We start from the raw sequence: 21,807 nt of genomic DNA, 5'->3' as shown, positions 1-21,807 counted from the left end.
AAAAATAGTTTAAAAATGCAACACTTCATTCAAAAAAAAAACAAACTTAAAGTCATTCTTTAAGTTTGCGCCATAATGTTGCCCGATTGATCCCCAATCGTTCGGCAGTTTTCGTTTGATTATAATTTTCCTCTTTCAGAACTCGCTGAATGATATACTTTTCCATTTCTTTTAGCGTCGCTTTTTGTGAAACGAAGATATCAGTCGGAATGTTATTATCTGCTATTATTTTTTCAATGGTTTCCTTGCGTATCACATACTCTTTTTCATTTAAGGCCATTTGCTTAATTAACTGTTTTAAATCGTCGATATTGTTAGGGTATGAATACTCTTCCAGAAGAGCAAGGGCATCACGTTTTATATTCATTGCCGTTGTTCCATACGTTTGATGATAATAGGATAAGAAGAATTTCGTTAAGTTTCCTATATCGCTCTTACGCTGTGATAAATCCTGCATATGAATCGTGTTTATCGCAAAATTTCCAGCAACGGCTTCGTTAATTTGAACATTCGATACAATGAATATCGATAGATTTTTTCTGCAGCATGTGCTTAGAAATTCTCTTAATGGTTCATGATCCTGTAGACAATCGATATTTTTCAAAGTTATGGTGCGGATATGCTCAAGTGGCAGCTTGTTAAGACCGGCTTCCTTGAATTCTTTGAAATCAATTATAAGGTGCTTTCCATTTTTTGTTTGTTCATTATGTATATGATCGACAAGAAACTCTTTACCCGTCCCTCGATTTCCTTTTAAGTGAATGATTTCATGGTTCTTATAGAGTGCTGTTACATTATTTATCAAAACGGGATCCATGGCAATCGGTTCTGAGATAGAAGCTGCCTTGATCTGCACACCTTTTTGATCGAACCGTTTCACCGGACTGGCATCTAATACAAAAACCCCATATGACGAGTACAACCCCTCATGGCAAAAGCCATCTACCTCTATACTGCTGCCATCCTGTGAAAAACTCGTATGAAGCTGCTTACTTACGTTCACTTCTCCATTCATGCTTCTACATTGATCATCGGTCAAAGGATTGGAGTCAAAATCAGCTAAATGCTCATAGACGATTTGATTATCACTATTTAAAATGACGATATTATGGACTTCTTTGACTAAAAGCCTTTCAAACATCCTATTGATGTCGCTTTTGTATTGAAGATAGGTAATCATTTCCCTAGCATCATTGATGGCCCTTATGATTGATTCCTTTCCCGATTGAATGAGGAATCCTTTCATGCCATAAGAGATCGTTGTATTTATTGTAATCACATCACCAACGATCTGTTTATAACCCTCGTTTTTCAAAGTCAAAATGAGAGGAGCTACATCTTTTGATTCACGGACCGTATAAACCTGTAAAGGAAGGTCCAATAAGTCGATAATCGATTGGGCGCCTGATGTTATGTTTGAAAATCCTACGATGGCCGTTTTATCTTTAAGCTCACTGGCTAATGTCAGGGAACGAATCATATCATAACCGGAAAGGTGCATGTCGATCACTGGAATATTGACGGATTTCTTAATTAACTTCGCTGTTCCTCCCCTGCTGATTATGGCATCCGCTCCGTTTTCCTCTTCCAATTTCGCAAGTTCGACACCCTTTTCCAGGTCGCCTATCGAATACCCTATTTCTAAATCTGGATAAAGAGGCACACACGCTTTTATAATTGGAATCATTGATTCATACGGGGCAATGATATGTACTTTCATACACATAACCTACTTTCTTATAGATCCGAACCCTATTCTCCATTTGGTAATATACCCTTTGTATGACAGGGATTGAAAGAGCCCTTATTGAGAATTAATTATACCATCATTCTCTTTTCACTTCCTAAAAAGAGCTGTTTCGCTACCCCGTTACTCATTCTTCCTTCGCGATACTGCTCCCTCAAACGAATAACAAAATTGCATCATTCCATGATAAACTATGTCATATAAAAGGGTACGAAATGTGCAGCTGCATTTAGTACTGGCGGCTTTCCCTTCTCAAAAAGAAATGAAGGCCCTTTCATAACCATACATAATAGGGGGGAACATGATGAACACTCGAAGTAATATTTATTTTTTCCATGCACCGAATGCAGAGATGCTTAGCAAGGTTGAATACTTGTCAGACTTGGCGAAGCAACATTCGTATGAGGTCATCCAGGATTTCACAAAAGCAAACATCATCGTAAGCATCGGTGATGACGGCACATTCCTGCAGGCAGCCCGTAAAACCGGGTTCAGGGATGACTGTTTATATGCGGGCATATCCACCACAGGTAACTTGAATATGTATTGCGATTTCCACTTGGAAGACAGTGATAAAATGATCGATGCCATGACAAGAGAGCGAATCGAGGTGCGTAAATATCCAACCATCGATATCCAATTGGACGATCAGCCCGCCTTTTATGCCCTTAATGAACTTAGTATCCGGTCTTCCATCACCAAAACGTTCATCATGGATATTTTCATTGATGAACTCCATTTTGAAACTTTTCGCGGGGACGGAATCATCATTGCGACCCCGACAGGAAGCACCGCCTATAATAAATCGGTCAATGGGGCCGTTGTTGATCCCCTTCTCCCTTGCTTTCAAGTGAGTGAGCTTGCCTCCATCAATAATAATACCTATCGGACCTTAGGTTCCTCATTCATCCTAAGCGGTGATAAGACGTTGACCGTCCACCTTGAGCAAAACGGACCAAGCTATCCGATCATCGGAATGGACAATGAAGCGTTAAGCATCAACCATGTCGAAAAGATAAAGGTCCGGTTAAGCGGTAAAGTCATCAAGACCGTTAAGCTAAGAGACAATTCCTTTTGGGAAAAGGTTAAAAGGACCTTTCTATAACGAACTAAAGGTACCGGGTATGATAACCGGTACCTTCATATACGATAAAAATCTTTCGTATTTTGATAAAGGATTTCATAGACATCCTCAATCGGCAATCCTTTAATTGAAGCAATTTGACGCACACTGTCATGCATCATGCCGGGATGGGTCCATTTCCCATTGAAAACCCCTTCAAACGGCCACGGGCCATCCGTTTCAATCATCATCAGCTTAAGCGGGTATGCCGAAACTAATTCCTGTATTTCCCTTTCATAACAAACATCGGGTGTAATCGAAATGCTGTAGCCCTTTTCAGCCATTCTTTCGACTGTCCGGATATCGCCCTTAAACCAATGAAAGTGTGCCTTTTTGATTTGATGTTTATCCAAAAGGTCGCAAACGATAGGTGCATCGTCATGGACGGCATGAAGGATAACCGGCTTTTCAATCTCTTTAGCTAAGGCCAGGAATCTCTCCAGTATCACTATATACGCTGAGTTATCTATATCATCGGGATTTTCCTGCCTTAAGTAATAGGGCAGCCCAACTTCACCAATGGCAACCATATCTTGACGATGTTCCCGCATCCAGTTCAATAATTCGTTCACTTCTTCATCATGCGGGAGGGTCTGCTCTGGATGAAAGCCAAAGGCTGGCTTAATTCGTGAATCTTTGAGTGAAAGCTGATAATTGTTAATCGAAGAAGCCAAATTCATGGAAACAGTCAGCAAGGATTCTATATGAACCTTTTCCATGTCTGTCAGAATCTGCTTCCGCTTAACAACATCATACCGATCCAAATGGATATGACTGTCGATGATTCTCAAGTTTAATCACCTCCCTTAAGTAGAAAAAGTTGGCTTTAGTGCTGCATATAATTCTCTCTTCATATGAAAAAATTCATCACTAAGTAGCTGTTCTTCTCCTCTTGGCCTTGGAAACGGAACTTTCACTTCTTTGATGACAGCAGCCGGCTTTGCTGATAATACATAAATTCTATCTGATAGGAAAACCGCTTCATCTATGCTATGAGTAACAAAAAGCACCGACCTCCGATTTTCTTCCCAAACCGACAACAGCCATTCTTGCATTTGCACTCTTGTCAGTTCATCTAATGCAGAAAAGGGTTCGTCCAGGCACATCAAGTCCTGTGGACTTAAGATACTCCGAATGAATGCGGCCCTTTGCTTCATGCCTCCAGATAATTCATGCGGATATGCTTTCTCGTACTCTTCTAGTCCAGCCTTCATCAAAAGGGCTTTCGCCTTTTCTTTATTTCTGATCCCGGCAAGTTCACTTCCAAGCAAAACATTTTCCAATACTGTTCTCCAAGGTAAAAGGGAAGGCTGCTGAGGCATATAGCTGATATGGCCCTTTAAGCCATTTATCTTTTTACCATCGAGTGAAATGATGCCATGCTCCGGCTTCAATATGCCGCCGATCAAGTGGAACAATGTACTTTTACCGCTGCCCGATGGCCCAAGGATCGTGACAAATTCCCCATCATCCACATGGAAATCCATATTCTCTAATATATTCTGTTTACCATCGAAAGAATAGGAAATGTTATTAATTTCCAGTTTCATCCTTTTCACCTTCCTTTCTCTTCCAAGAAACTAAGTATTTCTCCAGGAAGGTGATGATTCCAAAAAAGATCAGACTCATTCCCATAATGATGAAAATGGCAACAAACACCCGATCTGTCCTGAACGCTGAGGAAGCGAGAGTCATATAAACACCAATCCCCGATTTTGCTCCAAGCCATTCCGAAATAACCGCACCCATTACACTATAGGTGGCCGAAATTTTCAGGCCCGAAAAAATGAACGGGAATGAGTGTGGAAGTTCCAGCTTCCAAAATAACTGGTTTTTACCCGCTCCCATCATCTTGAAATAATGCTTAAGTTCGTATGGCGTCTGGCGAAAACCGTCCAATGATGCAACCGCAACCGGAAAAAAACATACAAGCGAAATCACAAGTAACTTAGGCAGCATGCCAAAACCAAACCAGATCACCAAAAGCGGTGCCAAAACTATGATAGGTATATTTTGCGAAAGTATGAGCAGAGGATAAACCGCGTCCTTCACACCTGGGAACAGGTGTAAGATTGCCGCGATTAATAAGCCGATGCAACTTCCAATAAAAAAACCCGACAACGCAAGCTCGGTTGTGGATATAAGGTGTCCGTAAAGATTGCGGGACGACTCAATTCCTTCAATGAAAATGGCCGATGGAGCGGGAAGCAGCCATTCTTCAACTTTCAATATGACTGTCACTGACTCCCATACTATCAGCAACAATAATAAAAGAAAGAAGGGAGCCCCCTTCTTCCAAATTCCCCTTCCGATCATGCCCGATATTTCTCCGTTAACGTATCCATCGTAATCCCGCTTGGCTGATATAATATTTTCACTTGGGAAATGACATTCGGTGAACCAATTTCAATCATTCTTACATTCATTTTTTCTATCACGGCAAAAAGTTCGGAAAGTTCCCCCTCCATTGTCGTTTCAAGCGGGTGAACCTCATACTTGACACCTGATTCTTCAATGATCTTGATTGCTTCATCCACCATTGGGATGACATTTTCCCCTTTAGGGATAATTTGTATACTAATTAATGAATTGGCCATTATATTTCCTCCTATTTTGGTAAAAACTCATTGGTAAATGCCTTTTCAGGATCGAAATCACCTTCAAGAAGCTTATTTTCAGTCATCCAATCACTGTAATTCTTCCAGATTTCAAGCTTTTGTTCACCCCATCGCGGAGCATCATCCTGATACTTGGCTGCAAGCCACTCCTGGCTTTTCTTCACTAGTTTTGCATCAAGATCGGGTGCAGACTTAATTAACATGTCTGCTGCATCATCAGGATTCTCAATCGCAAACTGGTACCCTTTCGATGCTGCATGAACGAATGCTTTAACAGTCTCGGGATCTTCTTTTATCATCTTTTCATTTGTTGTCAAAACAGGCGTATAATAATCAAGCTTATCAGAATATTCGGTTAAGTAAACCATATTAAGCTTTTCATTTCGCAACTCAGCTTCAATGCCTGTCCAGCCATAATAAATCCAGGCAAAATCTATATCCCTTTTAACCGAAGTGAAAAAATCCGTATCTCCTGTATTGACTATGTCCACTTTATTTACATCCGCATTCTCTTTTTTCATGAGTGAATCTATAATGGCCTTTTCAACTGGTGATCCCCAGCCACCATACGTTTTCCCTTCGAAATCCTTGGGAGTTTTAATGTTCTTTGCCTCAGGGGAAGCGAATCCAGAGGTATTATGCTGGATGACGGCAGCTACTGATACAATCGGTACGCCTTGCACGCGGGCCTGTGTAATGCCCTCCTGGTAACTCACGCCAAATTCAGATTTCCCTGAAGCGACAAGCTTATCCGCTCCGGCTTCACCTGGCATGATAATTTCCACATCAAGACCTTGTTCTTTAAAATAACCTTTTTCCTTGGCTACATACAATCCTGTATGGTTTGTATTCGGTGTCCAATCGAGCACGACCGATACCTTTTTTAATTCTTCATTTTTAGATGCTTCTTCTTTTTCATTAGTTCCGCCTGCACCACATCCAGCCAAAAGGAACAACGAAGTTAACAGTGGTAAGAATTTATTCAAGTTATTATCCTCCTACACATCATATAAGATCCATATGCCGGAATCATAATGGGGGTTCCGGGGTCTATTCAAATACTGGATAAAAAAGCAAAAAACGCCCGAAGATGAATTCGGACGTTAACATACAAAACAGAAAGTCAGTAATAATATGTTCCCTCCGCTGGCATCATCCAGATCAGGTTCAAAGAGTCAGCATCTAAAGGATGCAATCTCAGCCAGCAGTACTGGCCCCCCTACATTTCTCGCACATATGAACTTTTCTCTCTCATTATATCAATTCATAGGGAAAAAGGAATACTAATTTGCTTCTTCCCACTAATTAGAAAGGGATTCTTTGCTCTAGTCAAACAACTCTTGGAACGAAAATCATTGAAAGCAAAGTAATTCTGCCACTTTTCATCCGAATCAACCATTCTTGGCTGTAACTGTGGCTGACACACGTTCCAAATAGTCATTTCTTCGCTGGCATTCATATAATGAGCATTACCTGTAGACATTTTTGTTTATTGGTTTTATAAACCCTTAATTTCATAAGTAAAAGGTGGATATGATCATGATAAAGATTAATCACAAATGGTTAGATGTCAGTCAAATCCAACCAGGAATAGCTACTGCTAAATCACTTGAAATTCTCCAATTGCTGGCGGAAGATTCTAAAGTTTTTGAATACCGGAACTTCGGAGAGTTTAATTTCGAGATACAACTGAGGAACCGGGTCATCGAGGCAGCTTTTGCGTTAGACAAAAGTGATGCGGAATTTTCCACACTTGAGGAATCGGAATGCAATATACAATATTGGCGCCTTTCAAAGGATGGCACCTTTACACTTCAGCCAGGGATTCTCCCTCATGCTGCACTCGTTGACATTTTCATAAATGGAAGGCTTTATGCTTTCGAATGCGGGACAGCGATAGTCGTCACTTTTTTAAAGGCCATTTTGGATTTGATCGGCCCTAGGAATTTCGACTATCTTTTTTCAGACCTATTTTTATATGACTGGCGCCCTCCACGGAATATGGCTCTCCTTGTCCATAAAGGAAGGGATTATTCACCAGGTGATTGCGTTTACTTCAAAAATCCTGATCACGACGAGGCAACCCCGGAATGGCAAGGTGAAAATGCCATATTATTAGGGAGAAACCTCTTTTATGGCCATGGGATCGGGATTACCAGTTCACAGGGAATCATCGATGAATTAAATAGCAATAGAAAGCCCAACGCCACCATATCAGCATTCCTGACAGACCATATCATTTTCCTGGATAGTTCCTTCTATAGACAATTCCAACTAAATATCCCTCGTTCTAATCCGGATCACAGTCCTGTCAGCCTTTCCAATTGTATTGTTTCTGAAATAGGTCCGAAGATTTACCTTTCATGACCCTGGCATTTCCCCTATGCCGTAAAACCGTTTTATTAAATACCTGCATAAAAAATGCTTGGGAGAGATCTCCCAAGCATTTTTTATTATTCACGCACCAATATTCCCTTTACCTTTGAACCTGCGGGCACTTGCCTGGCCCCATTTCGTTATGGATAGTGTATAAACAGCCAATGCTGACCATATGAACAAAAAGGCTAAAAGATGTGCTTTGGTAAAACTTTCATGATAGACGAATACCCCGATCAATAAAGATAAGGTCGGAGCGATATACTGAAAAATGCCAAGCATCGATAACGGAATCTTCTCCGCCCCTTTTGCAAAATATAAAAGAGGCAAGGCCGTGACAATCCCGCCGCCCACCAATAGCAAGCTAGTGCTCCCCGCTGTAAAGAATTGCATTTCCGATCGGTTCATCAAGTATATCAGGTAACCCAAAGCCAGAGGCGTTACCATCATCGTTTCGAGCGTCAGCCCGATCGCCGATTCGGCCTTGATCATTTTTTTTGCCAGACCGTATAATCCAAAGGTCATGGCCAAAACAAGTGAGATCCACGGGATCGTACCGAAATGGATGCCGAGGATCAAGACTCCGATTCCCGCAAGCAGGAAGGAAATGATTTGGGCCCCGCTCAATTTTTCTTTTAAGACTATAACTCCCAATAGTACACTGACTAGCGGATTGATATAATATCCAAGGCTCGTGTCAAGGATCCGTCCTGAGTTAACGGCCCAGATGAACACTCCCCAATTAGCTGTAACAAGCAGTGACGCCGTAAGTAATGCCGCAAAGAGTTTGGGGTTTCCCATTATGTTTTTGACATAATCAAGAAACGCTTGCCACTTTTTCATGAACATCAATAAAACCAGCATGAACACGAAAGACCATAATACCCTTTGGGCCAAAATTTCCGTTGCACCGACTCCCTGAAGGAACTTCCAGTAAATCGGCACGACTCCCCACATCATGTAAGAAAGGGCTGCATAGATTGCCCCTTCTTTTTGTTCATCCACTTTCATAACCTGCCTTCTTTCCATTTACATTCCTTTATCTAATTCCATTTAACAATTTTGTATGTCCATTTCTTTTTTTGCAACTGTTATTTTTTATCATACATGATTTTGTCATCGATCACCGTCATGACAGCCTCGGCTTTTAGGAGATCATCCGGCGCAGCAGCAAAGACATCCAGATTAAACACGCTAAAATCGGCATCGTACCCTTTAAAGATCATACCGCGGCGTTTTTCCTGGCCGATTGCTGCAGCACTCCCTTTTGTATACAGTGTGAACGCCTCGTAAACGGAAAGCCTTTCACCAAAACCGTAAACCGTACTGTCCTCACTGTTGATTTTTGTCCTTGTGACAGCTGCATGAATGCCCAAAATTGGATTCAATGGCTCAATGGGGGCATCAGACCCACCCGCACAAATGATGCCCAAATTCAAATAGGTTTTCCAGGCATAGGAGGATGCCAATAGATTGGCCGGAACCTTTTCTTCCACCCATGGGAAATCAGAAGGGACGAAACCCGGTTGGATATCAAAGATAACCGGCAACTTTGCCGCCCGCCCCAACAGCTCCGGCCGGACAATCTGCGCATGGATGAGCCGGTCCCTCTGTCCCTCTTTCGGGGGGAGGGTTTCAATTGCATTCAAGACGTATTCAAAAGCGAGATCGCCAATCGCATGGACAGCAATCGGCATTCCGGCATCCCTTGCTTTTTTCACCCATTCCCGAAGCTCGTTTTCAGTGAATATCGCGACTCCATTCGTATTCTTTTGATCTACATAAGGCTCGCTCAAAAGGGCTGTGCGTCCGCCTAAGGAACCGTCAGTAAATATCTTCATGCTGTCGAATTTGATATATCGCGTACCTTTCTGATAGCCGCCTCCTGCTGCTAGCATTTCTTCAAACGCTTCGTGATGGACGAGTAAATTGGCGCGGAAGGCCATTTCCCGGTCCTCGATCACAGATTTAAATGCCTGATATGTCGGCATGAAGCCATTGTAATAATTGAGGTCCTCAGTATGACCGCCAGTCAAACCTAGCTTATATGCGTCTTCTATGGCCTCTGTGAGCGCGTTTTCGATATACTCTTGATCGATGCCAGGAAGACTGTCTAAAATAAGGCTCTGCGCCTGACTTTCTTTAAATAAACCATTTAAACGTCCGGCAGGATAACGGCAGATCACCCCGCCTGAAGGTTCTTTAATATCTTCTTTAATATCCGCTTCCAAAAGGGCACGGGAATTGACCACCAAGGCATGACGGCAGATCCTTTTCAATACGATGGGATGTTCTGTCGATATCGCGTCAAGCTCATCCCGTAATATCAATTCAGGACTCGGCCATTCGTTTTCATTCCACCCTTCGGCAACAATCCACTTTCCAGCCGGGGTCTTTGAGCACTTTTCCTGCAAGGATTTTATGATGGACTCCCTGCTGTCCAACAAAGAGAGGTCTAAACGAAGCAGCCTTTCACCATGCCCGACCAAATGAAGGTGACTATCCACTAACCCTGGCAGCATCGTTTGTCCTTTTAAGTCGATTTCCCTGGAAATATTGCCGGCATATTCATTTTTCAAATAGACCACGCTGCCGGTTTCAACAATTACCCCCTTTTCAGTGAAGACAGCCTCCACTTGATCGTTTTCTTTAACCATCGTATAAATCGACCCATTGAACCATAACGTTCCCATTCCCGCTTTACACTCCTTATTAAATGATCGTTACTGTGCAGATATGCAGTAAGTGTACCATCTCATATTACTGATTCCCATATTTATGCTTTTATCCAAACCCTGTAATATAAAAAAACGCCAGCCGAGGGGGCTGACGGTAATGCTTTTGATCAATTGTTAAGGAGTGCTTCTTCCCTTTTCCTTAAATCCACCCGTTTGATTTTACCCGATGTCGTCTTGGGCAGCTCTTCTAAAAATTCAATTTTCCTTGGATATTTATATGGGGCAGTCAATTCTTTCACATGCGTTTGGAGCGTCTTGATTAAGTCTTGGCTGCCCGGATCGATATCATCCATCAAGACTACATATGCCTTGACCACATTTCCTCTTATTTCATCAGGACTTGCGATAACAGCACACTCTTTAACATATGGATGCTTAACGAGTGCATCTTCCACTTCAAACGGTCCGATCGTATAACCCGAGCTGATGATGATATCATCAGAACGGCCCTCAAACCAGAAATAACCATCCTCATCCTTTTTCGCTTGATCACCGGTAATATAATAGTCCCCACGGAATTGCTGCGATGTTCGCTCGGGATCTTTAAAATATTCTTTAAAGAGAGCGGGTGTATCGACATGTACGGCAATATCCCCCACTACGCCAGGAGAACAGGCTTTACCGGAATCATCAACGATTTCCACATGGTTGCCCGGAGTCGGTTTGCCCATGGAGCCCAATTTAATTTCCATGCCTTTCGTTACACCTACCAACAGGGTATTCTCGGTCTGTCCATATCCATCACGCACTTCAATATGGAAATGGCTTTTAAAGACCTCGAACACTTTTTGATTTAAAGGCTCTCCCGCTGATACAGCACTATGAAGATGGGATAAATCATAGTCATCAAGGTTATCCACCTTTGCAATCAATCGATACTCGGTTGGTGTGCAGCATAATGCATTCACTTTGTAGTCTTGAAGCAGCTGAAGGTATTTTTTTGCCTCGAACTTCCCATGATAGGCAAGGCCGGTCGCTCCTGTACCTAGAACCGCCAGGAAAGGACTCCAGATCCACTTTTGCCAACCTGGGCCTGCAGTGGCCCAGACCACATCCGTTTCGCTGATGCCGAGCCAGTTCGCAGCAGATGTTTTTAAATGGGCATAAGCCCATCCATGTGTATGGACGACCCCTTTTGGATTTCCTGTCGTCCCGGAAGTATACGATAGGAACGCCATATCCGCGCTCTTCGTTTCGGCCATAGTCAGCTGATCGGATTCCTTATCAGCAAGCTCATTCAAATCCAGCCAATTTTCGGTTCGTTTTCCGATTGCAAATTTCAGGAGGCTTTCCGCTCCTTCTATTTCATTCAATTCATGAGTATATTCATGATAACTGATGATTCCTTTGACATCGCCATGGTTGACCCGATACTGCAAGTCCTTCGCACGAAGCATTTCAGAACAAGGTATGACTATCATGCCAATTTTCAATGCAGCTAAATACACTTGATAAGCTTCCACCAAACGAGGGATTATGATAAGGACCGTATCACCTTTACCCAGTCCTTTTGTCTTGAAGGCATTTCCAATTTTATTGGCACTTTTTAATAGATTCTCATATGTAAGTTGTTTTTTATCTCCGGTTTCGTTCTCCCAAAGTATAGCAACTTTTCCTGGATCTTTTGCATAACGTTCCATTTCACTCACTAAGTTGTAATGTTCCGGAGCCAATAAGTCTTCACGCTTCATATTCTTCCCCTCCAATTATGAACTCTTAGTACCTACTCATTATACAAGATACTTCTCTAATATTTCTATGTATTTTTACAAATAAATAAAGAGAGCGGGTGTAAGAACCCGCTCTCTGTAGCCATATTTATTAAATTATCTTTTGAATCCTCCGCCTAATTGTTGTTCAGCCATTTGAACAAGGCGTTTTGTGATTTCTCCACCAACTGAACCGTTAGCGCGAGAAGTTGTGTCGGCACCAAGTTGTACGCCGAATTCTGTAGCGATTTCATATTTCATTTGTTGTAGAGCTTGTTCAACTCCTGGTACCAATAATTCGTTTGAGCTGTTGTTGTTTGCCATGTGTTTTTCACCTCCTTGTGATTATAGAGTGTGTTAAAACACATGGCTTCATTCGCACTATTTTATTGGTAATTACAGGATATTAAAATAAGTCCTCCATCTCTTCTTCCTTATCGAAAGTCTGACCAGGCTTAACGGTCAATACTTCTGTTCCGGAGACCGCTTTTTCAATCAAGGATTCAAAGTCGACGAAGCTTTCATAGTAATTGACTTTTTCACGTTTCGGTTTCGTTTTTGGGCTTGCCGGCGTAAAGACCGTACAGCAATCCTCGTACGGCAGATTGGATATTTCAAACGTATCAAGCTCTCTTGCAATTTTGATGATTTCTGTCTTATCCATGGTAATCAGCGGACGCAGGATCGGAGTATTCGTCACCTCATTGATGGCAAACATGCTACTCATCGTCTGGCTTGCAACCTGTCCAAGGCTTTCACCGGTAATCAGTGCCATGGCTTCTTTCTTTTCACGGATTCGATCGGCGACCCGCATCATTAAACGGCGGGTTGTAGTCATTGAGTAGTTTTCCGGGATTTGTTTTTGAATCAATAATTGAATTTCCGTAAATGGAACGATATGCACTTTCATGCTTCCATTTATTTCTGCCAGCTTGCCGGCCAAATCAATGACCTTTTGACGTGAACGTTCGCTTGTGAACGGTGGACTGTAAAAATGGATCGCTTCCACGTCCAATCCCCGTTTCATCGAAAGGAAACCAGCAACAGGGCTATCAATCCCGCCTGAAAGCATCAGCATAGCCTTCCCGCTTGAACCGAATGGAAGACCGCCTGCCCCCTGGATGATTTCACCTGTCAAGTACACGGCTTCGCGTCTCACTTCCACTAGCAGGTTCAAATCAGGATTCTTTACATCCACTTTTAAATCTTCTGTATTTCGAAGTAAATGCCCGCCGATTGCCCTGTTAATTTCATCTGTATTATATGGGAAATCCTTATCCGCACGTTTTGTCGTGATTTTGAACGTGTTTACCTCTTCAAGAGTATGATTAAGGTAATACAATGCTGCCGTTTTCATCACTTCCAGATCACGCTCTATTTTTATCGCAGGACTTAATGACTGAATGCCAAAAATGCCTTTCAATCGGTCAATGACCGGCTTATGGTCCGCACCGTTCAGAAGTACGTACATCCGCTCTCGGTTGGCTGTAAGCACTACACCTTCTATATCTTTTAAACTCCAGCGGATATGTGCCTTCATTTTGTCTACAAAGCCTTTACGGTTTCTTTTTTTCGTGGAGATTTCTCCATAACGGATGATTATATGATCAAATTTCATTTTGCAACCCTCATTATTTTTTCTAAATTAGCGACGATTTTCTTTATCGCCGCCAGAACTTGCTTTGCTTCTTCCATTTCATTTCCATAGGTAGTGCTGATTCGGATGACGCTTTCGGAACGAGCTGAATTATGGAACATCGCATCCACCGTTTTGCTTATCGTCCTTTTTTTCGAAGAACAGGCACTAGTCGTCGAAACATATATTCCTTCCGACTCAAGTGCATGCAGCAATACCTCGGATTTAAGTCCCGGAACGGAAAAATTCACAATATGAGGTGCACCCTCTTTTGGACTGTTAACCAACACCCCGCCCATTTCCTGCAAACCTTTATATAAATAAGTTTTGATTTGCTGCAGCTTATCATGATACAGCAATTGGTTGTTCATACTAATACGCAAAGCCTTCGATAGGGCGACGATTCCCGCGACATTTTCGGTGCCGCTCCTGATTTTCGTTTCTTGATTGCCACCATGGAAAAGCGGATCGACCCGCACGCCTTCCCGAACATAAAGGATGCCCGTCCCCTTCAAGCCGTGAACCTTGTGGCCGGAGATTGTACATAAATCCACATTGGCATCACGCAATGATAACGTAACTTTGCCTGTACCCTGAACATTATCGACATGAAAAAGCACGTTTGGGTATTGTTTTAACAATTTGCCCATTTCAGCGATCGGCTGTATCGAGCCAACTTCATTATTAACATGCATGACGGAAACCAAAATGGTATCTTCCCTCAACGCATCCTTAAGGTCCGTTACATCAATTTGCCCAAATTCGTTAACGGGAAGATACGTGATCTCATAACCCATTTTCGTCAATGATTGGCATGCATCTTCAACAGAAGGATGTTCAATCGCTGTCGTGATTACGTGTTTACCGCGATTTCCCTGAGAGTGGGCGGCCCCTTTAATGGCAAGATTATTTCCTTCCGTCCCCCCGGAAGTGAAATATATTTCCGAACTCTTCACCTTTAATAAATCAGCGGTCTGCTTTCTTGCAGCGGAAAGCAGTTTTTCGGATTGCACCCCAAGTCCATGAAGCGAAGAAGGGTTCCCGAAATAGTCCGAAGTTACCTTCATAAAAGTTTCGATCACTTCGGGATATGGTTTTGTTGTTGCACTATTGTCAAAATAAATCATGGTTTCACCTTCCATGTTTTGTATCTATGATGGTCGCTCTACTAAATATAAGTTTCAATGTTGCTGTGCAACTTCTAATATTAACATAATTGAATTTGAAAGAGAATGTAAAACACTGGTCCATGAATGATAGGAGTCCTGCTTCTTTTTATTCCTGCAGAATGATTGAACCTCCCAACAATCTATTCCGGGTCCGAATAAAAGAAAAAAACCCGCCATTGCGGGTTTTCAGGATAGGGCTTCTTCAATGTTCGCTCCGATTTTTTGTAAACTGCCTGGGTCAACCTTTTCTATGGCCGTGGCTGCCGTTTCCAATGCGGCTTGATATTCATAGCTACGGAATTTGGCTTCGGCTTCCCTAAGGCTCTCTGCCACCATATCGTGACTGCTTCGATAGCGATTTCCGAATTGGATCACCTTTTCGGCCAAATACATATGCTCGATCAATTCTTGCGCTTTTTCGTGGACCCTATTCACCTGTTGAACCGCTTTTTCCAAATAAATATAAACAGCGGCCATCTCAAGCGGCTTTTCTTCAAGTTTCCCTTGAACGTCATCCATGCATTCTTTAGCGTCCTGAAGCACCACTTTATACTCTTCTGGAAGACCTGGAATATTACTTTTTGCTATTAAACGTCCAGTATCGACCATTTTGCGTTTCAATTCGGCCAGTGAATCCCTGGCATCCATTTCATCTTTTCTTAGAGCCTGTAATTTAACGGTAAAGTCTTTCTGATTTTCCTGTAATTCCTCCAACTGTACAGCCAGCCCCTGCATCTCCTCGCTGATAAGGGAGCTTGCCATCACATTATCCTCCATTTTCAGAACGAGTAATTGATGGCGTTTCGAAATCTGGGCAATCTGCTTTTCCATTTTCCGTTGTGCATCGAGCTCATTTTCCGTCAGATGATATGTGTGTTGAACATGTATGGTTTCAACCTTAAGTTTATCGTTTTCATATTCAAGGTCACTTATCGTTTTCCTGAGAACTTCATCATTTTTCAAGATGTACTGTTTTGAAAGTACTTCTTTTTCCAAAAGGTCATAAAGCACCTCAATGCTTTCGCGCATTTCTTTAATGCCTTTTTCCACAGCTTCCGTTTCGGCATTTTCCAATTGTGTTTTATATAGTTCCAGTTCCTCCTCAAGACGTGATATTTCCTGCTCGAATTGGATGTGGCTCAACAGATACCCCTGTCCTGACATCTCCTCATAACCATCCTTCAATTCATGAAGCTGGGAATGCAGCTCGGATTGGCTATCCACCAATAATTTAGGGAGCATTTCCATTTTATCTGACAGAACCGCCAATTTTTCTTTAATGGATAGAACAAGCTCCCTCGCATTCAAATAATTGCCGTTCACGGTCTCTTCTTCATACTTCTGAAGGATCTGCAATACTTCATCCAAGGAATTTTCCAGCTTATCAGCCGCTTTCCCGTAATTATGCCTGTGTGCAAGCAAGGATTTCTTCAAATGACGGTAGGACTCTTTGATATCTTCAATTTCCAATCGATTCTTTTCTTCACTGCCTATGAGTTCATTCAGTTCGTATAAGATCTTTTTGATCATTTCCTCGATTTCATTCAGCTTGACTGTAATTTTGTGCTGTACCTCTTTTGATCGGCTGAAACGGTATTTATCGACGAATTCCTCAGCATCGAATAAAAGTTCTTCGACTTCAGGCATATGATCCGTAATAATGGCGTCCCATTCAATGCGCCAGTTTTCGAACATTTCCTCTGTTTCACCTGTCATGTTCAATTGTTTGACTTTAGAAAGCTCTTCCAGCACGGGGCGGTGCATGATGCTTATTTTCCAGGATTCCAGTCGATCGATTTCTTTAAAATATCTCTTTTTGAAAAAATAACCCCAAATGATGAAAATCAAAATTAATACAATTACCCCAATTATGTAATCCATGGTAAGCCCCCTGTTCTAGTCCTTACAGTCTTGCTCGTTTATATATCAATTATAAAAATGTTAAATTTAATGCTTTTATGATACCATGTTAGCAATAATTTTTGACGAGAAAAATGTTTTTTTTGTAGAAAATTGCTACAAATACCTGTTTTTTGGGAGGGAAGAACCATGAAAGCTGACGGTCATGTGCACACTCCGTTTTGCCCTCACGGCTCTACGGATAAATTCGATGAATACATTACGCGGGGAATCGAGCTAGGATTAAAGGAAATCACATTTACGGAACATGCTCCATTGCCACGAGATTTTCAAGATCCTACGCCTGAAAAAGACAGCGGCATGGACGCTGCCCTGCTCCTGGATTACTTTCAAGAGCTCCGCGTACTGAAAAAACGCTATAAAGACAAAATCCTGATCAAAACAGGTCTGGAGGTTGACTTTATAGAGGGGTATGAAAAAGAAACAAAAGAATTCCTCGACGAAATCGGAGAATTCCTTGATGATAGTATACTTTCCGTCCACTTCATCAAGCATCAAAACAGTTGGCATTGCATCGATTTCAGCGAAAATGGGTTTGGTGAGATTGCCAATGAACTAGGTTCAGTGGAATCGGTGTATGCCAAATATTACGATACTCTGGAAAAATCAATAGAAACTGATTTAGGCATTTATAAACCAAAGCGGATCGGGCATATTACGCTTGTCCATAAATTCCAGCATCGATATGCACCGGCATCAAGTTTTGACGAGCGTGTTTACAAAATTCTCGATATGATCAGGGATCAAAAGTATGAACTAGATTATAATGGGGCCGGGCTTGTAAAGCCGCTATGCGGTGAACCCTACCCTCCTGAACGATTTGCAAAGCGTGCTTTAGATCTCGGCATTCCGCTTATTTACGGTTCCGATGCCCATCAGGCTAAAGATTTGGGTCAGGGCCATCAGGCACTGATTGCAGGGTTCAATGGTTAACTCATGTATACACTTCAGGCCGGCCGGCTAACAGTGGCTGTAAGTCTTCTGCGATGAAAAGGGTATCTTGCAGAAAACGTCCGACTTCATTGGCATAAATATTCGTGTAATAGGATTCCTGCGGGAAGATATGCAGCACATCCATCGCATAATGGGTATGCAGGACAGGGGCCGTCAATAAACCCTTCAACTGCAGCATATACATGGGTACGGAGACCTGCTGGAAACTCCTGCTCTTGATCCCTTGTTCCAAAACATATTGAAAATAAGACTTTTCCTTTGTAAAATAAGTCGAATGAATTTCGCGGTTTAAATTGGAATCGAGTGATGATTCCCCATATATGAACCGTGCAGCAAGGAAGTTCTCCCTCTGGAAAGCGAGAATATCCTTTACAAGATTCATCAAGCAATGCTGCGGACCTTTATGTTCCAGCAGTGTCATGTTCGTCTCAAGGACCAGGATATATTCTTCTAAATAGGAAGTGAAACAAAATTCCAGCAAGCCCTGCTTATTCTTGAAATAGTAGGCAATATTTGCAGCGTTCACTTTCGCTTTATTCGCAATATCCCGTATGGATGTAGCATGATAGCCTTTTAAATGAAATAAATGCAATGCAGCATCCACAATGGCTTGTTTCGTTGGCGTCTGGCGATTCATTCAGGCAATCCCTCGCTTTCTTTGAGACAAGTCTTGTGGACTACTTCTTCACGGAAGAGCCTGAATCCTTTAGTAAGTTCTCGACAATTTCCCAACAATAAAGCATCATGATTAGAAAGTGCTGTAAAAATATGAGGAAGACAGGTGAACGCTTTTGTTTAATGTCGAAATGTATCAAGGAAAAAAAGAAAAAAACTATGATCTGGTACAAAAACAACTACTTGCCTTAATCGAAGATGAAACGAACCGGATAGCCAATTTAAGCAATGCGGCAGCTTTACTTAATCAGTTTCTCGTTGAGATTAATTGGGTCGGCTTTTATTTATACGAAGAAGGCCAATTAATACTTGGACCCTTCCAGGGCCTTCCAGCCTGTGTCCGCATCCCAATGGGCAAAGGCGTATGCGGGACTTCGGCGGCAACTGAAAAAACCCTGCGCATTGAGGATGTCCACCAATTCCCTGGACATATCGCCTGCGATGCGGCATCAAGATCTGAAATTGTCATACCGCTCATGAAGGATGGCAAATTGCTCGGTGTCCTCGATATCGACAGCCCGGTCACGGATCGTTTTGACGAAATGGATCAGCAAGGACTGGAGAAGTTCGCTGAAATCCTTTCCAATCATCTATAAATATGAAGTGAAAGGGAGCGGCAATCCTTGCCTGCTCCCTTTTCCATTCGGAACCCATGTACACCCGGCCATCTCCTGATTCTTCGCAATATATAACGCCTCATCATCCCTCTTGACATTTTTAGCACCCTCTGATATTTCACTTTGAAATGTTGCAAAAGAAACAGGATTGAAGCACCCCCATGGCAAGGGCTCCCAAGAAATGTCGGAAACCATCTAATTCTGCTATTCATCATAAGGTTTACCTTGGAAAAGGTCTCCCTAAAAATTACATTTTTAAAATATGGTGTATTTCCTTGCTGCCATTCTCTTTATCTATTCCTAATTAATCACAACTGTCCTTGACTCATTGAGCAGAATATTATACAATACTCCTTGTGTAAAATATTGCAGCCTATGTGACAGCCTTTATGTTCTCATTTTGTTCCTCAATACAGAGGTGTATCTCGTAACTCTCTGCTGCTAGGGCGAAGGTACATGAAAACAAAATGGTCATGATCGTACATTCACACGGTTTTTATTTTACCAAAATAAAAACATTTAAAGGAGGAGTCATCCTATGGCTCGTTATACTGGCCCAAGCTGGAAACTATCCCGTCGTTTAGGAATTTCCCTAACAGGTACTGGTAAAGAATTAGAAAAACGCCCTTATGCTCCAGGACAACATGGTCCTAACCAACGTAGAAAAATTTCTGAATACGGAATGCAACTACAAGAGAAACAAAAACTTCGTCACATGTACGGAATCACTGAACGTCAATTCCGTTCAATGTTCGACCGCGCTGGCAAACTTAAAGGTGTTCATGGTGAAAACTTCATGATTCTTCTTGAATCACGTCTTGACAACCTAGTTTACCGTCTTGGTTTAGCTCGTACACGTCGTCAAGCACGTCAACTTGTTAACCACGGTCACATCACTGTAGACGGAAGCCGCGTAGACATTCCATCTTACAAAGTGTCTCTTGGACAAACAATCGCAGTTCGTGAAAAATCACGCAACTTCTCAATCATCAAAGAATCAGTTGAAGCAACTAACTTCGTTCCTGATTTCCTTACTTTCGATGCTGAAAAATTAGAAGGTACTTTCACTCGTTTACCAGAACGTTCTGAATTGCCTGCTGAAATTAACGAAGCTCTTATCGTTGAGTTCTACTCTCGTTAATAACTTCAAAAACCCCATCCAAGGATGGGTTTTTTTTTGCACCTAAACACCCTTGCATGACAAGGCCCGGTTGGGATTCAGCCGGGCCTTGAACAATCATTTCACTAATGTGTATTTCTTCTTGCCGCGACGAACGAGGATGAACTCCCCTTCAATCTTGGCAGCTTCCGTCACTACATATTGCAGATCAGTCACTTTCTCCCCATTTATGGAGATTGCCCCATTCTGAATATCTTCACGGGCTTGACGCTTTGATGGCGAAATTTTCGCTTCAACGATTAAATCGACCAAACCGATATCTTCCTTGCTTTCCCGTTCGAAGCTAGGGACATCTTTAAAGCCTAATTTGATTTCCGCTGCACTTAAATTCTTCACCTCACCGCTGAATAGGGCGGCAGAGATTTTGATTGCTTGGTCAAGAGCTTCCTGACCATGGATCAAACGGGTCATTTCTTCCCCTAAAGCTTTTTGCGCTTTACGCAAATGCGGTTCGGACTGCACGGATTGCTCTAACTCTTCAATCACCTCACGAGATAGGAAGGTAAAGAATTTCAGGTATTTCACAACATCCGCATCGGCTGTATTGATCCAGAATTGGTAAAATTCATACGGAGTCGTCTTTTCCGGGTCAAGCCAAATCGCTCCGCCTTCCGTTTTACCGAATTTCGTTCCATCCGCTTTCGTTACGAGCGGGATCGTCATACCGAATGCTTTAGCATTATCATCATTGGATTTCCTGATCATTTCAAGGCCGGTCGTAATGTTGCCCCATTGATCACTGCCGCCAATTTGCAATTTACAGTCATAATTACTGTATAAATGACCGAAATCAATTCCTTGTAAGATCGTGTACGCAAATTCAGTAAAGGAAATTCCCGTATCCAAGCGGGAAGCAACCGTATCTTTTGCCAGCATGTAGTTAATGCCGATGTATTTCCCGTAATCACGCAAGAACGTAACCATATCGATTTTACCTATCCAGTCATAGTTATTGACCATGACCGCACCATTTTCACCGTCAAATTCAAAGATATGGGATAGCTGCCCTTTTATGCAGTCTGCATTATAGAGCACTTTTTCCAGCGTTTGCAGCTGGCGTTCCTCTTTTTTACCGCTTGGATCACCAATAAGTCCAGTCGCCCCCCCCACTAACACAAGGGGACGATGACCGTGCTGCTGGAAACGGCGTAATGTCAAGAATGGCAATAGATGTCCGATGTGCATACTATCCGCAGTTGGATCTACACCACAGTATAAAGAAATTTTCTCTTTTTCTAAAAGGTCCTTAAGACCCTCTCCATCCGTTTGTTGGTAAATAATCCCTCTCCACTCGAGGTCTTTAAGCAATTCCATTAAATATTCCTCCTCCATCTTAGAAAAAAAC

The 21,807-nt window shown here is 42.2% G+C and carries 20 protein-coding genes and 1 riboswitch; of the genes, 5 read left to right on the top strand and 15 right to left on the bottom strand.

The features are described from left to right. Nucleotides 1-52: 52 nt before the first annotated feature. Nucleotides 53-1,720, bottom strand: coding sequence for a PrpR N-terminal domain-containing protein (locus IOC57_RS00310; protein ID WP_207436857.1), 1,668 nt, complete (start codon nucleotides 1,718-1,720; stop codon nucleotides 53-55). Nucleotides 1,721-2,051: 331 nt separating this feature from the next. Here IOC57_RS00310 and IOC57_RS00305 point away from each other — a divergent pair, with 331 nt between their 5' ends. Then, nucleotides 2,052-2,852: an NAD kinase gene (locus IOC57_RS00305; protein WP_207436856.1), complete on the top strand. Its 801-nt coding sequence runs from the start codon at nucleotides 2,052-2,054 to the stop codon at nucleotides 2,850-2,852. Nucleotides 2,853-2,887: 35 nt separating this feature from the next. On the opposite strand, the gene IOC57_RS00300 is transcribed toward IOC57_RS00305, so the two are convergent. Genes IOC57_RS00300 through IOC57_RS00280 form a run of 5 tightly spaced genes read right to left on the bottom strand, consistent with a single transcriptional unit; the run spans nucleotide 2,888 to nucleotide 6,474 of the window. Then, nucleotides 2,888-3,661 (bottom strand): TatD family hydrolase, encoded by a 774-nt coding sequence (locus tag IOC57_RS00300; protein WP_207436855.1) that lies wholly within the window; start codon nucleotides 3,659-3,661, stop codon nucleotides 2,888-2,890. A gap of 15 nt (nucleotides 3,662-3,676) precedes the next feature. Then, nucleotides 3,677-4,420 carry an ABC transporter ATP-binding protein gene (locus IOC57_RS00295; RefSeq protein WP_207436854.1) on the bottom strand — a complete coding sequence of 248 codons (744 nt, stop codon included), beginning with the start codon at nucleotides 4,418-4,420 and terminating at the stop codon, nucleotides 3,677-3,679. Next, nucleotides 4,404-5,186, bottom strand: a complete 783-nt coding sequence (locus IOC57_RS00290) for an ABC transporter permease (RefSeq protein WP_207436853.1) — start codon at nucleotides 5,184-5,186, stop codon at nucleotides 4,404-4,406. The genes IOC57_RS00295 and IOC57_RS00290 overlap by 17 nt, the downstream gene beginning before the upstream one ends. Beyond that, on the bottom strand, nucleotides 5,183-5,467 hold the full coding sequence (locus IOC57_RS00285; protein WP_034309193.1) for a thiamine-binding protein: 285 nt from the start codon (nucleotides 5,465-5,467) through the stop codon (nucleotides 5,183-5,185). The genes IOC57_RS00290 and IOC57_RS00285 overlap by 4 nt, the downstream gene beginning before the upstream one ends. Nucleotides 5,468-5,478: 11 nt before the next feature. Next, nucleotides 5,479-6,474, bottom strand: coding sequence for an ABC transporter substrate-binding protein (locus IOC57_RS00280; protein WP_207436852.1), 996 nt, complete (start codon nucleotides 6,472-6,474; stop codon nucleotides 5,479-5,481). A gap of 135 nt (nucleotides 6,475-6,609) precedes the next feature. Further along, a riboswitch (TPP riboswitch) is annotated at nucleotides 6,610-6,719 on the bottom strand. Nucleotides 6,720-7,027: 308 nt separating this feature from the next. Here IOC57_RS00280 and IOC57_RS00275 point away from each other — a divergent pair. Further along, the gene (locus IOC57_RS00275) at nucleotides 7,028-7,855 is read left to right on the top strand and encodes a protein-glutamine gamma-glutamyltransferase (RefSeq protein ID WP_286184395.1); all 828 of its coding nucleotides are present in this window, start codon (nucleotides 7,028-7,030) and stop codon (nucleotides 7,853-7,855) included. A gap of 90 nt (nucleotides 7,856-7,945) precedes the next feature. Here the strand turns inward: IOC57_RS00275 and rarD are convergent, their stop codons facing one another. From rarD to ezrA, 7 genes are all read right to left on the bottom strand, one after another. Beyond that, entirely contained in the window at nucleotides 7,946-8,875 is a 930-nt protein-coding gene (gene rarD, locus IOC57_RS00270) for an EamA family transporter RarD (protein ID WP_207436851.1), read from the bottom strand. A gap of 80 nt (nucleotides 8,876-8,955) precedes the next feature. After that, nucleotides 8,956-10,557 (bottom strand): amidohydrolase, encoded by a 1,602-nt coding sequence (locus tag IOC57_RS00265; protein WP_207436850.1) that lies wholly within the window; start codon nucleotides 10,555-10,557, stop codon nucleotides 8,956-8,958. Between the two features lie 152 nt (nucleotides 10,558-10,709). Further along, a complete protein-coding gene (mbcS, locus tag IOC57_RS00260) occupies nucleotides 10,710-12,293 on the bottom strand; it encodes an acyl-CoA synthetase MbcS (RefSeq protein ID WP_207436849.1) in 1,584 nt (527 codons plus the stop codon). Nucleotides 12,294-12,428: 135 nt separating this feature from the next. Continuing rightward, nucleotides 12,429-12,635 (bottom strand): alpha/beta-type small acid-soluble spore protein, encoded by a 207-nt coding sequence (locus IOC57_RS00255; RefSeq protein WP_207436848.1) that lies wholly within the window; start codon nucleotides 12,633-12,635, stop codon nucleotides 12,429-12,431. An 82-nt stretch (nucleotides 12,636-12,717) separates the two neighbouring features. Then, nucleotides 12,718-13,929 (bottom strand): tRNA uracil 4-sulfurtransferase ThiI, encoded by a 1,212-nt coding sequence (gene thiI, locus IOC57_RS00250; RefSeq protein ID WP_207436847.1) that lies wholly within the window; start codon nucleotides 13,927-13,929, stop codon nucleotides 12,718-12,720. Continuing rightward, entirely contained in the window at nucleotides 13,926-15,074 is a 1,149-nt protein-coding gene (locus IOC57_RS00245; RefSeq protein WP_207436846.1) for a cysteine desulfurase family protein, read from the bottom strand. The genes thiI and IOC57_RS00245 overlap by 4 nt, the downstream gene beginning before the upstream one ends. Nucleotides 15,075-15,302: 228 nt before the next feature. Beyond that, nucleotides 15,303-16,997, bottom strand: a complete 1,695-nt coding sequence (ezrA, locus tag IOC57_RS00240) for a septation ring formation regulator EzrA (protein ID WP_207436845.1) — start codon at nucleotides 16,995-16,997, stop codon at nucleotides 15,303-15,305. 168 nt (nucleotides 16,998-17,165) lie between these two features. Between ezrA and hisJ the strand changes: the two genes are divergently transcribed. After that, nucleotides 17,166-17,969 carry a histidinol-phosphatase HisJ gene (gene hisJ, locus IOC57_RS00235; protein WP_207436844.1) on the top strand — a complete coding sequence of 268 codons (804 nt, stop codon included), beginning with the start codon at nucleotides 17,166-17,168 and terminating at the stop codon, nucleotides 17,967-17,969. 1 nt (nucleotide 17,970) lies between these two features. Here the strand turns inward: hisJ and refZ are convergent, their stop codons facing one another. After that, nucleotides 17,971-18,627, bottom strand: coding sequence for a forespore capture DNA-binding protein RefZ (refZ, locus tag IOC57_RS00230; RefSeq protein WP_207436843.1), 657 nt, complete (start codon nucleotides 18,625-18,627; stop codon nucleotides 17,971-17,973). 154 nt (nucleotides 18,628-18,781) lie between these two features. Here refZ and IOC57_RS00225 point away from each other — a divergent pair, with 154 nt between their 5' ends. Both IOC57_RS00225 and rpsD read left to right on the top strand, forming a co-directional pair. Continuing rightward, nucleotides 18,782-19,261: a GAF domain-containing protein gene (locus IOC57_RS00225; protein ID WP_207436842.1), complete on the top strand. Its 480-nt coding sequence runs from the start codon at nucleotides 18,782-18,784 to the stop codon at nucleotides 19,259-19,261. A gap of 559 nt (nucleotides 19,262-19,820) precedes the next feature. Then, nucleotides 19,821-20,423: a 30S ribosomal protein S4 gene (rpsD, locus tag IOC57_RS00220; protein ID WP_063232686.1), complete on the top strand. Its 603-nt coding sequence runs from the start codon at nucleotides 19,821-19,823 to the stop codon at nucleotides 20,421-20,423. A 96-nt stretch (nucleotides 20,424-20,519) separates the two neighbouring features. Here rpsD and tyrS read toward each other — a convergent pair whose 3' ends face one another. Then, entirely contained in the window at nucleotides 20,520-21,776 is a 1,257-nt protein-coding gene (tyrS, locus tag IOC57_RS00215) for a tyrosine--tRNA ligase (protein ID WP_207436841.1), read from the bottom strand. Nucleotides 21,777-21,807: the final 31 nt, after the last annotated feature.

Source organism: Bacillus sp. SD075, assembly GCF_017355165.1.
In the GTDB taxonomy this organism is placed as follows: Bacteria; Bacillota; Bacilli; order Bacillales; family DSM-1321; genus Peribacillus.
Note: the sequence above shows the minus strand (reverse complement) of the source record. Positions and strands in the feature narration are given on the sequence as shown.